Here is a 19,142-nt window from a genome sequence, read left to right on the forward strand (position 1 = left end):
TCGCTAGGCTACTGTTATCATGGCGGCATTACCTACTGGATCAGCCCCATGCCTGATATTTCCGATCTCGACGGTTTCGAGGAAAAAAGCAAAACCCAGGTCAAGCGCGAACTGCATGCTCTGCAGGATCTGGGTGAACGCCTCACGACCCTAAAGCCCGATGTGCTAGACCGCCTGCCACTTACCGATGCACTGCGCAAGGCGCTTGCCGACGCACCGAAACACACTGCGCATATCGCGCGCAAACGTCACCTGCAATACATCGGCAAACTGATGCGTGATCAGGATGTCGACGCCATTCTCGCCCTGGTCGACCAGCTCGATGCCTCGACCCGCCAGTACAACGAACGCTTCCACGCCTTGGAGCGCTGGCGCGACCGTCTGATCGCTGGCAATGACGAAACCCTCGAAGCCTTCATCATCGAATATCCCGAAACCGACCGTCAGCACCTGCGCAGCCTGATCCGCCATGCCCAACACGAAGCTGCGCGGAACAAGCCGCCGGCCGCCAGCCGCAAGATCTTCAAGTACATCCGCGAGCTGGACGAGGCGCTACGCGGACTTCGCTAGCTGAAGCTTCAAGCTTCAAGCTTCAAGCTTCAAGAGGAGCCCTGCCCTGGACGGCTTTAACTTGCGGCTTGCGGCTTGCGGCTTGTGGCTTGCAGCTTGTGGCTTGCGGCTTGAAGAAGCTTCAGGCCCCGGTCCCCCCCACCGTGATGCCATCGATCTTCACCGTCGGCTGACCGACGCCGACCGGTACCGACTGGCCGTCCTTTCCGCAGGTCCCGACGCCGCTGTCCAGGGCCAGATCGGTACCCACCATCGACACTCTGTTCATCACCTCCGGCCCGTTACCGATCAGGGTCGCCCCCTTGACTGGCGCGGTAATCTTGCCGTCCTCGATCAGATACGCCTCGCTGGTCGAGAACACGAACTTACCGCTGGTGATGTCCACCTGCCCGCCACCGAGGCTCGCGCAGTAGATACCCTTCTTTACCGAGCGAATGATTTCCTCGGGATCGCTTTCGCCCGCCAACATGTAGGTGTTGGTCATCCGCGGCATTGGCAGGTGGGCATAGGATTCGCGCCGTCCGTTGCCGGTGGGTGCAACCCCCATCAAGCGTGCGTTGAGCTTGTCCTGGATGTAGCCCTTGAGTATGCCGTTCTCGATCAGGGTGGTGCACTGCGTCGGCGTGCCCTCGTCATCAACGCTCAACGAGCCACGCCGATTGACCAGCGTGCCGTCATCGACGATGGTGCACAGCTTGGAGGCGACCTGCTGACCTATCCGGCCGCTGTAGGCCGAACTGCCCTTGCGATTGAAGTCGCCTTCCAGGCCATGCCCGACAGCCTCGTGCAGCAATACGCCGGACCAGCCCGGCGCCAATACCACCGGGAGCGTCCCGGCGGGGGCGGCAACGGCGTCCAGATTCACCAGCGCTTGACGCAAGGCCTCGCGGGCATAGCCCATTGCTCGGTCCTCACCGAGAAAATAGTCATAGCCGGTACGCCCGCCGCCGCCCTGGCCACCGCGCTCACGACGTCCGTTCTGCTCGACGATAACGCTGACATTGAAGCGCACCAACGGCCGTATGTCGGCCGCCATGCCGCCGTCCAGGCCAGCCACCAGAATGTGCTCCCAGACGCCCGCCAGGCTTACGGTGACTTGCTTGATACGCGGGTCCAGCGCCCGTGTGGCGACATCGATACGCTTGAGCAGCTCGACCTTTTCCGCTCGACCGAGCCCGTCCAGCGGATTGTCCTGACCGTATAGCGGCGAAAAAGCGGCGCTGGACAGCACCTTGACGCGCCCCTGCTGGCCGTTCCTGGCAATCGAACGAGCCGCTTCGGCGGCCTGCCGTAGCGCCTCGGCAGTGATCGCATTGCTGTAGGCGAAGCCGGTCTTTTCACCGGACAGCGCGCGCACACCTACGCCTTGCTCCAGATGGAAACCGCCCTCCTTGACGATCCCGTCTTCCAACACCCAGGACTCGGTCACCTGATCCTGGAAATAGAGGTCGGCGGCGTCGATCCCGGGGCCCGCCAGCTCGCCAAGCAACTCAGGCAGGTCATCGACGCCCAACCCGCCCGGGGTTAGCAGACGCTCGGTGACAGCTAACAACAGTTCACTCATATCTACTCCAATGTCCCCGAAACGATACGGGGCGCGGTAAAACGACGATGATCCAGCACCGGCATACGTTGGCGCGTCGCCGCCTGACCAGCCGTGTCTCGCCCGACGACCAATGCAGCCTCGCCGGTTGAATGCTCGCGCATCACTCGCCCCCAGTAATCAACAACAGATGAATGGCCGTGGGTCAACCGCCCGCCTGGGTGTTCGCCACCCTGCGCTGCCGCCAGCATATAGCATTGTGTCTCGATGGCCCGCGCGCGCAACAACATCTCCCAATGCGCCTGGCCGGTCACCGCAGTAAACGCCGACGGAACACTGATCAACTCGGCCCCAGCCAGACGCAGAGCTGTGTACAACTCAGCGAATCGCAGGTCGTAACAGACACTCATGCCCAGCCGACCAACCGGCGTATCGACCACCACCAAGCGGTCGCCCGCCGCATAGTCATTCGACTCCTGATAGCGGCCACGCGCATCGCTGACGTGCGCATCGAACAGATGCAGCTTGTCGTAGCGTGCGACTCGCTGCCCCTGATCATCCACCAGCAGCGAGCAAGCCCGAACCTTGGCCTGCGGCTGGCCGTCCGCCGGCAGCGGTAGCGTGCCGGCAACTATCCATAACCTGAGGTCGATGGCAGTCCGTTTCAACCAGGGCAGTATCGGCCCGACCCCTTCGGCTTCGGCACGCCCGACCGCCGGCAGATCGGTGCGGCCCATGGCTGCGAAGTTCTCGGGCAGCACCGCGAGCTGTGCGCCCGCCTCAGCGGCTCGTTGCAGCAGCCGTCTGGCGTTGGCGAGGTTCGCCCGGATGTCGGCCTGACTGGCCATCTGGATAACCGCCAGGGTCATATTGAGGCTCCTCTGCAGCACGCCTCCATCTGTCGGCACGCGGATCAGTTGGGTTTTTCGAAGGGCTTGTCGTAACTGATGGTCGGCGCCTGCCAAGGCCCCTCGACGCTGTATCGAACAGTCGCAAAGCGTGCGACCCTGTCGCCCAGCAATTTATCGACGACGAACAGGGCGCCACCGATGGCCGGTGCGCCGACGATCAGTGCAGCCAACGGCAAGTTGTTGCTCACCGGGAGTGTCACCGACAGCTTGGCGTCGATGCGATCCTCGACCAGATCCAGGCGGCCATCCAGTTCGAGGTTACTGGAGGGCCCTGCGACTGTCAGCGGCCCGGTCGTCACGTAGACGCCGTTCGTCGCACGCAGCTCGGCCTTGATTCGGTCGTAGCTCAGGCCCTTGCTGAACAGGTCCGAAAAATCCAGCCGCAGGCGCCGCCCGATCGAATCGAAATTCAGCAAACCAAATACCCGTAGCGCCTGCGCGCCGCCGTCTACCTCATGCAGCTGGCCCTTGCGCAACCGGGCGTCGAGCCGACCGGAGAACCGATTTAGCGCGAAGGCCGCCGGTGAGCCGGACCAGCCGCCATCCACGTCCAGCCGGAAATCCTCGCTGGTGGTCGAGGGCGCGAAGCCCCAGGCCAGCAAAACATCGGCAAGGTCCTTACCCTCCAACCGACCCTTGTACCAGGTCCGCGAACCGTTCCATCCGCCAGCACCACCGATCTTCAGCCCCCTGAGATTGAGGTCGAGGTCAAGGAATGTGACCCCCTCTGCGCTGGGTCGCATCTTCAATGCGCCCGCCCCCAGCAGCTCGTTGCCCCGCAGCAGTTCGGCTACGACAATATCAACCGCAGGCAGAGCCTTCGGATCGACGCCGGCCAGGCGATCCTGAAGCGGCGCCTCGGCGTCGCTGGGTTCGGCGCCAGGAAAGCGCAAGCGCGACAGGTCAACCGCGATCGGCGCGCCCTCGGCATCGGGCAAGCGAACGGTCCCCGCCACCGTATCGCTCTGCAAGCCAAGCCGCCAGCCTGCTCGCTGGCGCTGCAGCTCGACGCGCAGATTGTCGACCTCTGCACCAAGCCCAGAAAAGACACCGATCTCGAGTTGAGCGCGCCGTAACATCGAACCGCCCGGAGCCGTTGCCGCGCCGCCATATTGGTCCAGCAAGGCCTGCCACTCGCCCAGATCGAAGCGCGGCACGCTGCCACGTATGTAGAAACCCTCATCGGTGCGCAGGTTCGCCGCAGCGCCACCGAGCACCAGCTCACCGCCGCCCACGCGCCAGTCGTCGTTCGGCGCGACGAAGGTCAGTGCTGCCAGCGCGTCATATCGGAGCGTATAGCGCTGCCGCTCACCACCGAAGGTCATACGTAACGTCGTGTCGCGCCGCTCCCCGGCCGTCTTGCCGAAGGGTGCAGGAAGCGCCAACGTGGCACCCAACAGAGAAGAGTCCACCTGCAGGTGGTTGTCCGTACTGCTCAGAAATAGGCTCAGCCGCAGGGGCAGCGTCCCTGAGGCGGGCAAGGGCTGTTCAATGTTGCGCCAGGCCAGAAGTGGCGTCACGCCGACCGTCCCGGTCGCTTCGATCCGCGTGGATGGTCTGCCCGGTTCGCCGGCCGCAAATGCCCGCCCCTTGATCGCACTGCCCAGCGCGCGGCCCTGAAAAGCCTTTGCGCTGAAGCCACGTTCGCTGTCGTAGCGAAAGGCGCCTTCCAGCGCCCCGATTTGCAGATCCGCCTGGGCGATGAACAGAGAGGCATCGGCTGTCGAAAACTCGGCATCGACCTGAGGCTGCCCGCCTTTGGCCAGAGGAATGCCCAGCCTGAGCGTGCCGCTCAACGGCCCATCGCCGTGCCAGCCGGCGAACAACTCGCCCGTGCCGATCGGCGCTACCTGCAGCAGGGTCAATGCATCCCGAACATAGCCGTCCACCTGCCCGTTGATGTCCAGCTTTGCCGTCTTGGCGTCAGGGTTGCGAAGGAGTTCAGCCGTCGCGTCGTGCACACGGCTGTCAAGCATCCGTGCATCGGCCAGGCGCACGCGCACTCCGCTGTTCTCGATGAGCACCTCTGCGCGACCTTCACGCAACACCGGCCAGCCCGGCTGGAACGCCAACTCGGCATCTTTCACCTTGAAGTACAGGCTCAGGCTGCGGTCTGTAGACGCAGCGTTCGTGTTCAGCGAACCCTGATACTGAAAATAACCCTGCTCGACGGTGCCGCCGCGAATCGCGGTGCTCAGCCACTCGGCCAATGCCGGGCTCAGCGCTGACGAGCGTGTCGGTAGATACTTCCCGGTGTAGCGCGCGTCTCCATCGGAGAGGCCGACACGCAGGTCCATGTAGTCCTCGGCCGCCGGATCGCGCATCAGACGGATGAGGAAATCGCCAGCGATATGGCCCTCTTCGCCTTCCACCTGCAGGTAGGGCGCGGCGAGGGTGAACGCCTGATCGTCGAGGGTCCAACGGAGGCTTCCACGGGCACGCTGATAATCCCAGGGACGCGGAAACAGTTTAGCCAGATGCAGCGCGAAATCCCGATTGTCGAAGCGCAGCTCGCCCCCGCCCAGATTGCCCCGCACCGCGCCGCTGACGTTGCGCACAGCCGGCACCCATTGATGCGCAGCGATACTGATTGCATCGAGGTTGGCAGTGAAAGCCAGGCGCTCGTCACGGGTCGCCGCTGGGCGGTAATCGACTTGCAGATTGCGCAGCGTTCCGCTGGGAGCAAGACCTTGCAGATACTCACGGGCCAGCTCGGGCAGTGGCAGTATCGCCTCGACCAGTTTTGCCACCGGCGCGACAGCGATGCGATCGGCCTGCAGTCGCCAGCTCTCTTCAGCAAGATTGTGCTGGGCAAGCAGTGTCGTATCCCGCCAACGGTCATTGTCGAAGGTGAACGCCAGCCCGTCGAGCTGGAGCCGGTAGCCCTCGCTCGCTCGGTCAAGGTAGGCATTTACCACCAGATCCTCGATCGTTAGCGGACCGTCGGGCTGGCGGCCCAACCGCACCGCGGGCGCATTCAGCCGAGCAACTGCTCGGGACAGTCCGCGCCCGCGCCAGTCGAGCCACAGCTCGCCGCCCGCCTGCAACTGCTCGAGGTTCCAGCTTCCGGTCAGGCTCGCAGGCAACCAGGCCGCCCAGTCGCTTTGCGGCAAGCTGAGGTACAGTTCAGCGTCGCTGGCCAGCCAGTCCGCCGGCTGCACCTGCGCCTCGGCATGCAGGCTCAGCGGCTGCCCATCGGGAAGCAACAGGCGACCATCCAGGCCCAGCCGCTGTCCCAGGCTGTGCAATTCGAGATTGGCATAGGTCAACGTCAGAGGCGCTTCGTCGAGGGCCTCAACGGTCAACTGGCTATCCAGCAACCGAAGACGCCCGATACGCTGCAATCGAGTAATCGACGTCGCCAGGTTCAGCGGCGGTTGGTCGCCACGCTCGGGCAGGCCATCGACACGCCATTTACCTTCAGCCGTCTGCACCAGGCCGAGGCTCAGGCCGGCCAATTCAACGGTATCCAGTTTCAGCTGTCGGGCCAGAAGACTGCCCGAAACGTCAGGCACCAGAGCCAGACGATCCAGGCGTACCGCCCCGTCGCCTTCACCGATAATCACGTTGTGAGCCATCAGTTGGGGAGCAAAACCCTCCCAGCGGCCTTCCAGCTGGCCGAGCGTAACCGGCATATTGAGCAGGTCGCGCGCTTTGTCCTGAACCTCGAGGCGATATTCAGCCACCAGCGGCACCAACTGCCGCCCGAGGCTCACATAGAGCGCAAGCAATATCACGCCCATTGCACCCAGCCAGAGGCTGCGGCGCAAAACGGCCAGTACGATGGTCAAGAGCCGACTCATGCGGCTACGCTCCGCACGCCCAGGCCCGAGCGCCCAGGGTCCGTTGCCGTTTCGTCGCGGCCGCAGCAAAACGGCAACAGAGCCTGGTCAGAGCAGCACCACGTCGTACTGTTCCTGGGAATAGATGGTCTCCACCTGGAATTTGATCGAGCGGCCGATGAAGCTCTCGAGGTCAGCGACGTTGCCCGACTCCTCGTCCAGCAGCCGGTCAATGACCTTCTGGTTCGCCAGTACCCTGTAGCCTTCGGGCTGGTACGCGCGCGCTTCCCGGAGGATCTCGCGGAAGATCTCATAGCAGACGGTTTCCGGCGTTTTCAACTTGCCGCGTCCCTGGCAGCACATGCAGGGCTCGCACAATACCTGTTCGAGGCTTTCGCGGGTGCGTTTGCGGGTCATCTGCACCAGGCCCAGCTCGGTGATGCCGATGATGTTGGTCTTGGCGTGATCACGTTCAAGCTGTTTTTCCAGTGTACGCAAAACCTGGCGCCGGTGTTCTTCATCCTCCATGTCGATGAAATCGATGATGATGATGCCGCCGATGTTGCGCAGCCGCAACTGGCGCGCAATCGCGGTGGCCGACTCGAGGTTGGTCTTGAAAATGGTTTCTTCGAGGGTGCGATGACCGACGAAGGCACCGGTGTTGACGTCGATGGTGGTCATCGCTTCGGCCGGATCGATGATCAGATAACCGCCAGACTTGAGCATGACCTTGCGCTCGAGCGCCTTCTGGATTTCGTCCTCGACGCTGTACAGGTCGAAGATCGGCCGCTCGCCGGGGTAGTGCTCAAGATGCTCGCCGAGCTCGGGCATCAGCTCATCGACGAACTGGCTGACTTTCTGAAAGTTTTCCCGCGAGTCGATGCGAATCTTCTCGATACGCGGATTGACCAGATCACGCAGGGTGCGCATGGCCAGAGACAGGTCCTCGTAGATGATCGAGGGCGCGCCGGCCGTTTTCATTTGCCCGTCGATTTGCTCCCATAGGCGGCGCAGGTAGCGGATGTCCATCAGAATCTCATCGCTGCCGGCGCCCTCGGCAGCAGTGCGCAGGATGAAGCCACCGGTTTCCTCGATGCCTTCGGCCACAACGCACTCGGCCACTACCTGCTTGAGTCGCTCGCGCTCGCCTTCATCCTCGATACGCAGAGAAATCCCGACATGGCTGGTTTTGGGCATGTACACCAGGTAGCGCGAAGGTATCGATAACTGGGTCGTCAGCCGCGCGCCCTTGGTGCCGATCGGGTCCTTGGTCACCTGCACGACCAAGGCCTGCCCATCATGGACCAAGGCGCTGATCGGTTCGACAGCGTTGCCTTCACGGTTGGAAATCTCCGAGGCATGAATGAACGCCGCTCGTTCCAGCCCGATGTCGACGAACGCCGCCTGCATGCCGGGCAGCACCCGCACCACCTTGCCCTTGTAGATGTTGCCGACGATGCCCCGGCGCTGGGTGCGCTCGACATGCACTTCCTGCAGGACGCCGTTTTCCACCACCGCCACCCGCGACTCCATGGGGGTGATGTTCATCAGGATTTCTTCGCTCATTATTGTTCTCGGCCGATGGCGGTGGGTATAGCAGCCGAAGCTGACCAGTTGGCTCGATTCTAACGGCATACGCCGCCAAGCCCCAGGCTCTATACCGAGCTTTTACACCAGTACGGAAGCCCGAATGCGTCGAGCAGTTGGGCCGTTTCACACAACGGCAGCCCAACCACGGCCGAATAGCTGCCTTCCAGCGCGCTGACGAATACCGCACCCCAGCCCTGGATCGCGTAACTGCCGGCCTTGTCCTGCGGCTCGCCGCTGGCCCAGTAGGCTTCGGCTTCGTCGATACTGATCGGACGGAAGCGCACCCGGCTGGGAACCAGCCGCACCGCGCAACCCGACCGATTAGCCAACGCAACGGCGGTCATCACCTCGTGCTCACGCCCAGAGAGGGCGCGCAGCATTGCCAGCGCATCCGCCTTGTCGACCGGCTTGCCCAGAATTTGCTGATCCAACACAACCGTCGTGTCTGCGCCCATCACGCAAGCCGAGTCGTCGCCGACGAGCGCCAGGCCAGCCAAGGCCTTCTCCCGCGCCAGGCGCTGGACATAGACATCAGGCGATTCCGCTGCGCCGGGCGTTTCGTCGATGGCAACGGAAAGAAGGGAGAATGGAACGCCGATCTGAGTCAGCAATTCACGGCGTCGTGGCGACGCGGAGGCAAGAAACAAATTGGGCATGCCGGCTCCTGGGTGGTCGAGCGCAGCAGATTCACACATCCGCACAACGATCGAAAGCCGTCTGCAGGCTCAATAGACATCGAAGCGCCGCCGCGCCCATTCCAGCCCGACAAACACCCAGGGCCAAAAGAGTGCACTGACCGGCACGGGGACCAGAAACAACAGTGTCGGTGGGCGGTTGCCGGTCAGTGTATTGAGCCACAACTGCACCAGTTGCCCGATTCCCAGAATCACCAGCAACACCAGGCTTTGCTGGAGCAACGGGAACATACGCAGGCGCTGCTGCAGGCTCAGCACCAGAAAGGTAATCAGCAGCAGCGGCAAGCCGTTCTGCCCAAGCAAAGTGCCCGACAACACATCCAGCATCAGCCCAAAGAAGAAGGCCGCCGCCATCCCTCCACGATGCGGCAGGGCGATTGCCCAGTAGGCGATGAACATGCCGAGCCAGAGCGGACGCGCCAGGCCGAAACTCTGGGGCATGGGGGCCACGCTGAGCAGTAGCGCCAGCAACAGCGACAGCCAGATAACCCAGCCACTGTTTGAACGACCGGGGATCATGGTCGCTCCTCCGGTTGCGGGGATGGGGATGGCGTATCGGACGTTGTGGGTGCAGTGGGCGCGGCGGGCGCCGACTGCCCCGAAACCGCACCGTCGCCAGCCGTTGGCTCTTGCGCCTTGCGCTCGGCGGACTCCTGGGCCTGGGCCGCTGCGGCCGCCCTTTCCTCCGGGCTACGCGAATCGCTGAAGACCAGCAGCAGGTAGCGGCTGCGATTGAGCATCGCGGTGGGAATGGCCCGCACGATCAGAAAGGGTTGCCCCGAGCCGCGCACCACTTCGGTCACCTGGGCGACCGGGTAACCACTGGGAAAGCGCTGCCCCAAACCGGAACTGACCAACAGATCGCCTTCCTTGATGTCCGCCGTCTCGGCGACATGACGCAACTCGAGATAATCCGGGCTCCCGGTGCCAATTGCAATGGCCCGCAATCCATTGCGATTGACCTGCACCGGAATGCTATGCGTCACGTCTGTCAACAGCAGCACGCGCGCCGCGTAGGGCATGACCTCGACGACCTGGCCCATCAGCCCGCTGGCGTCGAGCACTGGCTGGCCGAGAAACACGCCGTCGCGCTCACCCTTGTCAATCAGGATGCGGTGGGTGAACGGATTCGGGTCCAGCCCGATCAGCTCGCTGACGATCACCTTGTCGTCAACCAGCGCGGCAGAGTTGAGCAATTCGCGCAGGCGCACGTTCTGCTCCGTCAGCATCGCCAGCTTTTGCAGGCGCCGCTGCATGAGCAATGCTTCGGCCTTCAATCTTTCGTTTTCGGCCACCAGGCTGGTGCTGCTGCTGAGCTGCTCGGTCGCCCGCTGCCAGGTGCGAACCGGCAAATCGGCCAGCCAGTAAAAGGGCGTGAGCACCAGCCCCATCTGGCTACGCAAAGGCTTCAGCGTCTCGAAACGCGCATCCACCACCATCAGCACGACACAGAGCACGGAGAGCACCAGCAGGCGCACTCCGAGCAAGGGTCCTTTGGCGAAAAGCGGTTTGATGGGCGGGTCCTCGCAGCTGCAGGCTTCACACTAAACGCGAAAAGCCGAGAGCAGGGCAGGCCCTGTCATCGGCTTGTAATCAGAGCCTGTCAGCTCACTCCGTGGACAGCAGGTCCATGGCGTGACGGTCCATCATTTCCAGCGCGCGACCGCCGCCGCGCGCTACGCAGGTCAGCGGCTCTTCCGCGACGATGACCGGCAAGCCGGTTTCCTGCGCCAGCAGCTTGTCCAGGTCACGCAGCAGGGCGCCGCCCCCCGTCAGGACCAGGCCGCGCTCGGCGATATCGGAAGCGAGTTCTGGTGGCGACTGCTCCAGCGCACTCTTGACCGCCTGAACGATGGTGGCCAGGGACTCTTGCAGCGCCTCGAGCACTTCATTGGAATTGAGGGTAAAGCTGCGCGGTACGCCTTCGGCCAGGTTGCGGCCACGTACGTCGATTTCGCGGATGTCGCTGCTTGGAAACGCGGAACCGATTTCCTGCTTGATGCGCTCGGCAGTGGACTCGCCGATCAGGCTGCCGTAGTTACGGCGCACGTAGGTCACGATGGATTCGTCGAAACGGTCACCACCGACCCGAACGGATTCAGCGTAGACCACGCCATTCAGCGAAATCAGGGCGATTTCGGTGGTGCCACCGCCGATATCCACGACCATGGAGCCGCGCGCTTCGTCTACTGGCAGGCCGGCGCCGATGGCGGCGGCCATGGGCTCTTCGATCAGGAACACTTCACGCGCGCCCGCACCCAAGGCGGACTCGCGGATCGCACGACGCTCAACCTGCGTGGACTTGCAGGGCACGCAGATCAACACCCGTGGGCTGGGCTGCAGGAAGCTGTTTTCGTGAACCTTGTTGATAAAGTACTGAAGCATCTTTTCACAGACGCTGAAGTCGGCGATGACGCCATCTTTCATTGGGCGGATGGCATTGATGTTACCTGGAGTACGACCCAGCATGCGTTTGGCGTCGGTACCCACGGCAACAACACTCTTCTGGTTGCCATGGGTACGGATGGCAACGACCGAGGGCTCGTTCAGGACGATGCCGCGATCGCGCACATAGATGAGGGTATTGGCAGTCCCCAGGTCGATCGACAAATCGCTGGAAAACATGCCACGCAGTTTCTTGAACATGGGAAAAGGGCCCTGGGGCAAACGCGTGGGGAAAAAAGTGCCGCAAACTCTAACAATGGCGCGAAGTTAGGGCAAGGCGAGAGTCCGTGGTCATCGGCCCATACGTGAGCCATTGCGCGAAATGCATGCGCCTCGGAAAAACCCCGCAAGGCGCAGCCGTGCTACCGAGAAGCCCCACAGGCATGTAAGATTGACGGCTTTTCCGGGCTCGAATGCCCGCCGCTGCGGCTCGAACCCGCCGCCCCTCGTCGTGCTTTGCCGACGAAAGGCGCAGCCGACTCGCTTCCCGCTGGAGAATCCCGATGACGCTTGAACGCTCCGAGGTGGAACAGATCGCTCATCTGGCCCGCCTGGGTCTGAATGAAGACGACCTGCCCCGCACCACCGAGACCCTGAACAACATCCTCGGCCTGATCGATCGCATGCAAGCCGTGGACACCTCGGGCATCGAGCCCCTGGCCCACCCACTGGAAACCAGCCAGCGTCTGCGTGCCGACGCGGTCACCGAGACCAATCGGCGCGATGCCTACCAGGCCATCGCCCCGGCCGTAGAGGACGGTCTGTACCTGGTTCCGCGGGTGATCGAGTAATGAAGGACGCCTACATGCATCAACTGACCCTCGCCGAGATTGCCCGCGCGCTGGCAGACAAGCAGTTCTCCGCCGAGGAGCTGACCCGTTCGCTGCTGGCACGCATCCAGCAGCTCGATCCGCAACTGAACAGCTTCATCACCGTGACCGAAGAGCGGGCTTTCGCCCAAGCCAAGGCCGCCGATGCGCGCCGTGCCGATGGCGAGCACGGCGCGCTGCTCGGCGCACCGATCGGGCATAAGGATCTGTTCTGCACCCAGGGCATTCGCACCAGCTGCGGCTCGAAGATTCTCGACAATTTTCTGGCCCCCTACGACGCCACGGTCGTCGAGCGCCTCTGTGCTGCTGGCGCAGTCTCGCTGGGCAAGCTGAACATGGATGAATTCGCCATGGGCTCGGCCAACGAGTCGAGCTACTACGGCGCCGTGAAGAACCCTTGGGACACCAGCCGCGTACCCGGCGGCTCGTCCGGTGGTTCCGCTGCGGCGGTCGCGGCGCGCCTGCTGCCTGCGGCGACCGGCAGCGATACCGGCGGCTCGATCCGCCAGCCCGCCGCGCTGACCAACCTCACCGGCCTCAAGCCGACCTACGGCCGCGTCTCGCGCTGGGGCATGATCGCCTACGCCTCCAGCCTCGACCAAGGCGGCCCGATTGCCCGCACGGCTGAAGACTGCGCGTTGATGCTGGGTGCCATGGCGGGTTTCGACCCGAAGGATTCAACCAGCATCGACCAGCCGCTGGACGACTATCTCGGCGCATTGACCCAGCCGCTGACCGGCCTGCGCGTCGGCCTGCCGAAGGAGTATTTCGGTGATGGTCTCGATAGCAAGATCGCCGACGCGGTAATGGCGGCGGTCGAGGAGCTGAAGAAGCTCGGTGCCACGGTGAAGGAGATCAGCCTGCCGAACATGCAGCACGCGATCCCGTCCTACTACGTGATCGCGCCGGCCGAGGCCAGCTCCAACCTGTCCCGCTTCGACGGCGTGCGCTTCGGCTATCGCTGCGAGAACCCGGCGGATCTGACCGACCTCTACAAGCGTTCCCGCGCCGAAGGCTTCGGTGACGAAGTCCGCCGCCGCATCATGGTCGGCACCTATGCGCTGTCAGCGGGCTATTACGACGCCTACTACCTGAAGGCGCAGAAGATCCGTCGCCTGATCAAGAACGACTTCGTCAGTGCCTTCGATGAGGTGGATGTGATCCTCGGCCCGACCACGCCGAATCTGGCATGGAAGCTTGGCGAGAAGAACCACGACCCGGTCTCGGCCTACCTCGAAGACATCTACACCATCACCGCCAACCTCGCGGGCATCCCGGGCCTCTCCATGCCGGCTGGCTTTATCGACGGCCTGCCGGTGGGCGTGCAGTTGCTGGCCCCCTATTTCCAGGAAAGCCGCCTGCTCAACGTCGCTCACCAGTACCAGCAGGTCACCGAGTGGCATAAACAAGCACCGAGCGGATTCTGAGGACGAACACATGCAATGGGAAACCGTGATCGGGCTGGAGATCCACGCACAGCTCGCGACTCGATCGAAGATCTTCTCCGGCAGCGCCACCACCTTCGGTGCCGAGCCCAACACCCAGGCCAGCCTGATCGACCTGGGCATGCCCGGCACCTTGCCGGTGCTCAATGCCGAAGCGGTGCGCATGGCCTGCAAGTTCGGCCTGGCGATCGATGCCGAGATCGCCGAGAAGAACGTCTTCGCGCGCAAGAACTACTTCTACCCGGACCTGCCCAAGGGCTACCAGACCAGCCAGATGGACCACCCCATCGTCGGCAAGGGTTATCTGGACATCACCCTGGAAGACGGCACTACCCGCCGTATCGGCATCACCCGCGCACACCTGGAAGAGGACGCCGGCAAGAGCCTGCACGAGGACTTCCAGGGCATGACCGGCATCGACCTGAACCGCGCCGGCACGCCGCTGCTGGAGATCGTCTCCGAGCCGGACATTCGCTCGGCGAAGGAAGCGGTGGCTTATGTCAAGGCCATTCATGCCCTGGTGCGCTATCTCGGCATCTGCGACGGCAACATGGCCGAAGGTTCGCTGCGTTGCGACTGCAACGTATCGGTACGCCCCAGGGGCCAAGCCGAATTCGGTACCCGTGCCGAGATCAAGAACGTCAACTCCTTCCGCTTCATCGAAAAGGCGATCAACCACGAAGTGCAGCGGCAGATCGAGCTGATCGAGGACGGCGGCAAGGTGATCCAGGAAACCCGCCTGTACGACCCGAACAAGGATGAGACGCGTTCGATGCGCAGCAAGGAAGAAGCCAACGACTACCGCTACTTCCCCTGCCCCGACCTGCTGCCGGTGGTGATCGAACAGCGCTTCCTCGACGAAGTGCGTGCCAGCCTGCCGGAACTGCCGGTCGAGAAGCGTGAGCGCTTCCAGCGCGAGTTCGGCCTGTCCGCGTACGACGCCAGCGTACTCTCTGCCAGCCGCGAACTGGCCGACTACTTCGAACAGGTCAACAGCACCTGCGGCGACGCCAAGCTGGCCGCCAACTGGGTGATGGGCGAGCTGTCCAGCCTGCTCAACAAGGAAGCCCTGGAGATCGAGCAGTCACCGGTTAGCGCCGAGCAGCTGGGAGGCATGATCCTGCGCATCAAGGACGACACCATCAGCGGCAAGATCGCCAAGATGGTCTTCGAGGCCATGGCCGCCGGCGAAGGCTCGGCTGACGAGATCATCGAGAAGAAGGGCCTCAAGCAGGTCACTGATTCCGGCGCCATCGAGTCGATGCTGGACGAAGTGCTGGCAGCGAATGCCGAGCAGGTCGAACAGTACCGCGCCAGCGACGAAGCCAAGCGTGGCAAGATGTTCGGCTTCTTCGTCGGCCAGGCGATGAAGGCTTCCAAGGGCAAGGCCAACCCTGGCCAGGTGAACCAACTGCTGAAGAAAAAACTCGAAGGCTAAGCTGAGCGATGGCCCTCCGCGGTTGCCCCTGCTGCAACCGCGGACATCGCTGCATCACCGCTCCCGGCATCGCCACAACGTCACGACACCTGCCGCGGGCCATCGCCGACTCAGCGATCGACCCAACGGAAGGATTGTTCATGCGCCTGACACGCTTCACCGCCCTATTGTTGCTGGCCTTGCTGGTCAGCGGCTGCGCAGATCGCCAGCCGGCTCAACCCGCCAAGGCACCACCGACCACGCAAGAGCGCTTCAGCCAGAGCGGCAAGGCCTCCTATTACGCGCGGATGCATCACGGCCAGCGCACCGCCAACGGCGAAACCCATGATCAGAACGCGCTGGTGGCCGCTCATCGCAGCCTGCCTTTCGGCACGCGGGTGCGGGTCACCAACGAGCAGAACGGCAAGCAGGTGGTGGTACGTATCAACGACCGCGGACCATTTCGCCGCGGCCGCATCATCGACCTTTCCCGCGCCGCGGCGGCACAACTGGACATGCTCAAGACCGGCGTGATCCGCGTGCGTATCGAAACCCTCCCATGAAGGAACAGGCACCTGCAGTGATGTCACAGAGCACAGACTGCGCTACCCCAGCCAAGGGAGCGCCCGCATGTCGCTGATTACCTTTGGCTACCTCATCAGCGGCCTGGTACTGCTCGTCGTCGGTGCCGAAGCGCTGGTACGCGGCGCGGCCAAACTGGCCAGCCGCTTCGGCATTCCGCCCCTGATCATCGGATTGACGGTGGTGGCCTTCGGCACCAGCGCCCCGGAAACAGCCGTCAGCGTGCAGGCGTCGCTTAATGGCAGCGGTGACATCGCAGTAGGCAACGTGATCGGCAGCAACATCGCGAACATCCTGCTGATTCTCGGCATTTCCGCACTGATCGCACCGCTGGTGGTATCCCGGCAACTGATCCGCCTCGATGTGCCAGTGATGATCGGCGCCGGCCTGCTCTGCTATGGACTGGCCTGGAACGGCAGCATCAGCCGACTGGACGGTATCCTGCTGCTCGTTGCCCTGATTGGTTACACGCTGTTTCTGGTCCTCGCCAGCAAGCGGGACAAGCCGGGACCAGGCGTCGATGAATTCGACACCGAGTTCGGCCCGGACGCTGGCGACAAGCCTTATGCCTGGGTGCTCCAGCTGCTGCTGATCCTGCTCGGCCTGGGGCTGCTGGTGGGAGGCTCGAATCTGCTGATCGAAGGTGCCGTTGGCCTTGCGCGCGCGCTCGGTCTTTCCGAGCTGGTCATCGGCCTGACGGTGGTTGCGGTCGGCACCTCGATGCCGGAGCTGGCGACCTCGGTGCTGGCGGTCATCAAGGGGGAGCGCGACATTGCTGTCGGCAATGTGGTGGGCAGCTGCATCTTCAACCTGCTGCTGGTACTCGGCGCCGGCGCCGCGGTGGCCGCGGAAGGCCTGTCCATTTCCCCCAATGCGCAGTCCTTCGACTTCCCGGTAATGCTGGCCGTGTTCGTCGCCTGCCTGCCGATTTTCTTTTCCGGGTATTGCATCCGGCGCTGGGAAGGGCTGATGTTTTTCGCCTATTACCTGGCCTACACCCTGTATCTGGTGATGTTCGCCACCGGCCTGGGTGCCATCGAGCTGCTGCGCGACGCGATGCTCTGGTTCGCGTTCCCCTTGACGGCCGTCACGCTTTTGGTGATCTTCCTGCGCGCCTGGCAACACCAGCGCTGAAACACCTACTTTCTGGATTTTTTGCGGAGCGCCCCATCGTGACCCTGATGACCTTTGTCTACCTCATAGCCGGCCTGGTGCTGCTCGTTGCCGGCGCGGAGGTCCTGGTGCGAGGTGCAGCCAAACTCGCCGCCCAGTTCGGCATCTCCCCACTGGTCATTGGCCTCACCGTGGTCGCCTTCGGCACCAGCGCGCCGGAGACGGCCGTCAGCGTGCAGGCCGCACTCAATGGCAGCGGTGACATCGCGATCGGTAACGTCGTGGGCAGCAACATCGCCAACGTGCTGCTGATTCTCGGCATGACCGCACTGGTCGCACCACTGGTGGTATCGCGTCAGCTGATCCGTCTGGATGTGCCGATCATGATCGGCGCCAGCCTGGTGACCTTCGGCCTGGCGTGGGACGGAGAACTCAGCCGTATCGACGGTGCACTGCTGTTCACCGCGGTGGTGGTCTACACGCTGTTCCTGATCATAAGCAGTCGCCGCGAAAAAGCTGCGGAAGTCGACGACGAGTTTGCCAAGGAGTTCGGCCTGGATGAGCCGGCCAAGCCGCATGCTGGGCTGATCAACGCTGGCCTGGTGATCGCAGGCCTGGTGTTGCTGGTGGTGGGCTCCAACTTCCTCGTCGAGGGCGCCGTGGCCCTGGCCCGGGCGCTCGGCCTATCGGAGTTGGTCATTGGCCTGACCGTGATCGCCATCGGCACCTCACTGCCAGAACTGGCCACCTCGATCATGGCGGCCTTTCGCGGCGAGCGCGATATCGCCGTCGGCAACATCGTTGGCAGCAACATCTTCAATCTGCTCTGCGTACTCGGCCTGGCCTCGCTGGTGTCGCCGCAGGCGATCGGCGTGTCTTCGAACGCGCTAGCCTTTGATTTCCCGGTGATGATCGCGGTAGCGGTAGCCTGCCTGCCGATCTTCTTCGCCGGCTACTGCATCAAGCGCTGGGAAGGCGCCCTGTTCGTCGCTTATTACGTGGCTTACACCCTGTACCTGGTGCTGACCAGTACCGGCCGCCCGTTGGCCGAAGTGTTCGGTGACGCCATGATCGGCTATGTGCTGCCACTGACTGCGGTGACCCTGGTGGTGATTGCCGGTCGGGCCTGGAAGACCCAGCGCGCCTGATGCTCACGCCGGCTGGTCAGATCCAGCCGGCCCAGCCCAGGAGGAACAACCCGACATTGATCGTCAGCGCCGCGCCGAGCGTGGTGATGACGATGATGGTAGCGGCCAGCTGATGGTTGGAATTGACCGCACGCGCCATAACGAAGCTGGACGATGCCGTCGGGCAGCCGAAGTAGAGAAACAGGATCCCCAGTTCGGCGCCGCGAAAGCCGCACAGCCAGGCGCCTAGCGTTGCCAGCGCCGGGAACCAGACCATCTTCATCAGGCTCGAGCTCATCGCCACGCTGCTGCTTTCGCGCAATACCGAAATCGACAGCGTGCCGCCAATGCAGATCAGAGCCAGCGGCAACGTCAGCTGGGCGAAATACTGACCAGATGTCATCAGCCAGTCGGGCAATGCGATTTGCCAGTAGGCAAAAGGGATCGCCGCAGTCACCCCGATGATCAGCGGGTTGCGCACGATGCTGCGAATGATCGCCCCGGCATCGGCCTGGCCATCCGGGCTGTAGATGGCCAGCACCACCGCGGACAGGCTGTTGTACAAGAGGATTACCAGACCAGCCAGCACACCGCCCAGTGACTGACCGTAGTCTCCGTAGAGGCTGGTCGCCAACGCCAGCCCCACCACTCCATTGTTGCCGCGGAAGGCGCCTTGTACATAGACGCCGCGGTCGGCAACCGGACAGCGCCAAAGCGCCCAGGCCCACGCCAGCAGAAATCCTCCCACCGTAGCGGCAACGTAATAGACGAGCAGGGTTGGCTGAAGCGCGGCGCCAAGGTCCGCCTTGATCACTGACAGGAACAGCAGGGTTGGCATCGTGGCCTTGAATACCAGCGTCGATGCGGTGTGAATGAACGCGCCATCGATCAAGCGCAGTCGCATCAATGCGACGCCGATGAACAGCATCACGAATACCGGAGCGGTAACGTTCAGGGTCTGAAGGACCAGGGAAAGCATGGAGGGCCTCGGGGGATGCGGCTGGAGGCTGGAGGCTGGAGGCTGGAGGCTGGAGGCTGGACGATGCTTTGCCTTTTCGTCCAGCCTCTAGCGCTATTCTCGGCTTGCCGGCC

16 protein-coding genes are annotated in these 19,142 nt (G+C 63.1%); 7 read left to right on the top strand and 9 right to left on the bottom strand.

What is annotated here, in order from left to right; genetic code table 11:
• Window positions 1-48 precede the first annotated feature (48 nt).
• Window positions 49-570 carry a ribosome biogenesis factor YjgA gene (gene yjgA, locus NA637_RS06230; protein WP_256071466.1) on the top strand — a complete coding sequence of 174 codons (522 nt, stop codon included), beginning with the start codon at window positions 49-51 and terminating at the stop codon, window positions 568-570.
• A gap of 121 nt (window positions 571-691) precedes the next feature.
• Here yjgA and tldD read toward each other — a convergent pair whose 3' ends face one another.
• The 8 genes from tldD to mreB all read right to left on the bottom strand — a co-directional run bounded on the left by tldD (window position 692) and on the right by mreB (window position 11,737).
• Window positions 692-2,134, bottom strand: a complete 1,443-nt coding sequence (tldD, locus tag NA637_RS06235) for a metalloprotease TldD (RefSeq protein WP_256071467.1) — start codon at window positions 2,132-2,134, stop codon at window positions 692-694.
• A gap of 2 nt (window positions 2,135-2,136) precedes the next feature.
• Window positions 2,137-2,982: a carbon-nitrogen hydrolase family protein gene (locus NA637_RS06240; RefSeq protein WP_256071468.1), complete on the bottom strand. Its 846-nt coding sequence runs from the start codon at window positions 2,980-2,982 to the stop codon at window positions 2,137-2,139.
• 44 nt (window positions 2,983-3,026) lie between these two features.
• Window positions 3,027-6,827, bottom strand: coding sequence for a YhdP family protein (locus tag NA637_RS06245; RefSeq protein WP_256071469.1), 3,801 nt, complete (start codon window positions 6,825-6,827; stop codon window positions 3,027-3,029).
• A gap of 87 nt (window positions 6,828-6,914) precedes the next feature.
• Window positions 6,915-8,372: a ribonuclease G gene (gene rng / locus NA637_RS06250; RefSeq protein WP_256071470.1), complete on the bottom strand. Its 1,458-nt coding sequence runs from the start codon at window positions 8,370-8,372 to the stop codon at window positions 6,915-6,917.
• Window positions 8,373-8,461: 89 nt separating this feature from the next.
• Entirely contained in the window at window positions 8,462-9,052 is a 591-nt protein-coding gene (locus NA637_RS06255) for a Maf family protein (protein ID WP_256071471.1), read from the bottom strand.
• A gap of 69 nt (window positions 9,053-9,121) precedes the next feature.
• Window positions 9,122-9,610, bottom strand: a complete 489-nt coding sequence (gene mreD, locus NA637_RS06260) for a rod shape-determining protein MreD (protein WP_256071472.1) — start codon at window positions 9,608-9,610, stop codon at window positions 9,122-9,124.
• A complete protein-coding gene (gene mreC / locus NA637_RS06265; protein WP_256071500.1) occupies window positions 9,607-10,605 on the bottom strand; it encodes a rod shape-determining protein MreC in 999 nt (332 codons plus the stop codon). The genes mreD and mreC overlap by 4 nt, the downstream gene beginning before the upstream one ends.
• Window positions 10,606-10,699: 94 nt before the next feature.
• The gene (gene mreB, locus NA637_RS06270; protein WP_256071473.1) at window positions 10,700-11,737 is read right to left on the bottom strand and encodes a rod shape-determining protein MreB; all 1,038 of its coding nucleotides are present in this window, start codon (window positions 11,735-11,737) and stop codon (window positions 10,700-10,702) included.
• Between the two features lie 302 nt (window positions 11,738-12,039).
• Between mreB and gatC the strand changes: the two genes are divergently transcribed.
• From gatC to NA637_RS06300, 6 genes are all read left to right on the top strand, one after another.
• On the top strand, window positions 12,040-12,327 hold the full coding sequence (gatC, locus tag NA637_RS06275; protein ID WP_256071474.1) for an Asp-tRNA(Asn)/Glu-tRNA(Gln) amidotransferase subunit GatC: 288 nt from the start codon (window positions 12,040-12,042) through the stop codon (window positions 12,325-12,327).
• Between the two features lie 14 nt (window positions 12,328-12,341).
• Window positions 12,342-13,793, top strand: coding sequence for an Asp-tRNA(Asn)/Glu-tRNA(Gln) amidotransferase subunit GatA (gatA, locus tag NA637_RS06280; protein WP_256071475.1), 1,452 nt, complete (start codon window positions 12,342-12,344; stop codon window positions 13,791-13,793).
• 10 nt (window positions 13,794-13,803) lie between these two features.
• A complete protein-coding gene (gene gatB / locus NA637_RS06285) occupies window positions 13,804-15,249 on the top strand; it encodes an Asp-tRNA(Asn)/Glu-tRNA(Gln) amidotransferase subunit GatB (protein WP_256071476.1) in 1,446 nt (481 codons plus the stop codon).
• Between the two features lie 140 nt (window positions 15,250-15,389).
• Complete coding sequence (locus NA637_RS06290) at window positions 15,390-15,791, top strand: septal ring lytic transglycosylase RlpA family protein (protein WP_014821401.1); 402 nt, start codon at window positions 15,390-15,392, stop codon at window positions 15,789-15,791.
• A 67-nt stretch (window positions 15,792-15,858) separates the two neighbouring features.
• Window positions 15,859-16,944: a calcium/sodium antiporter gene (locus NA637_RS06295; RefSeq protein ID WP_014821402.1), complete on the top strand. Its 1,086-nt coding sequence runs from the start codon at window positions 15,859-15,861 to the stop codon at window positions 16,942-16,944.
• Between the two features lie 38 nt (window positions 16,945-16,982).
• Entirely contained in the window at window positions 16,983-18,071 is a 1,089-nt protein-coding gene (locus tag NA637_RS06300; RefSeq protein ID WP_256071477.1) for a calcium/sodium antiporter, read from the top strand.
• 16 nt (window positions 18,072-18,087) lie between these two features.
• Here NA637_RS06300 and NA637_RS06305 read toward each other — a convergent pair whose 3' ends face one another.
• Window positions 18,088-19,029: an AEC family transporter gene (locus tag NA637_RS06305; protein WP_256071478.1), complete on the bottom strand. Its 942-nt coding sequence runs from the start codon at window positions 19,027-19,029 to the stop codon at window positions 18,088-18,090.
• Between the last annotated feature and the right edge of the window lie 113 nt (window positions 19,030-19,142).

This window comes from Stutzerimonas stutzeri, from assembly GCF_024448935.1.
Taxonomy (GTDB): Bacteria; Pseudomonadota; Gammaproteobacteria; order Pseudomonadales; family Pseudomonadaceae; genus Stutzerimonas; species Stutzerimonas stutzeri_AO.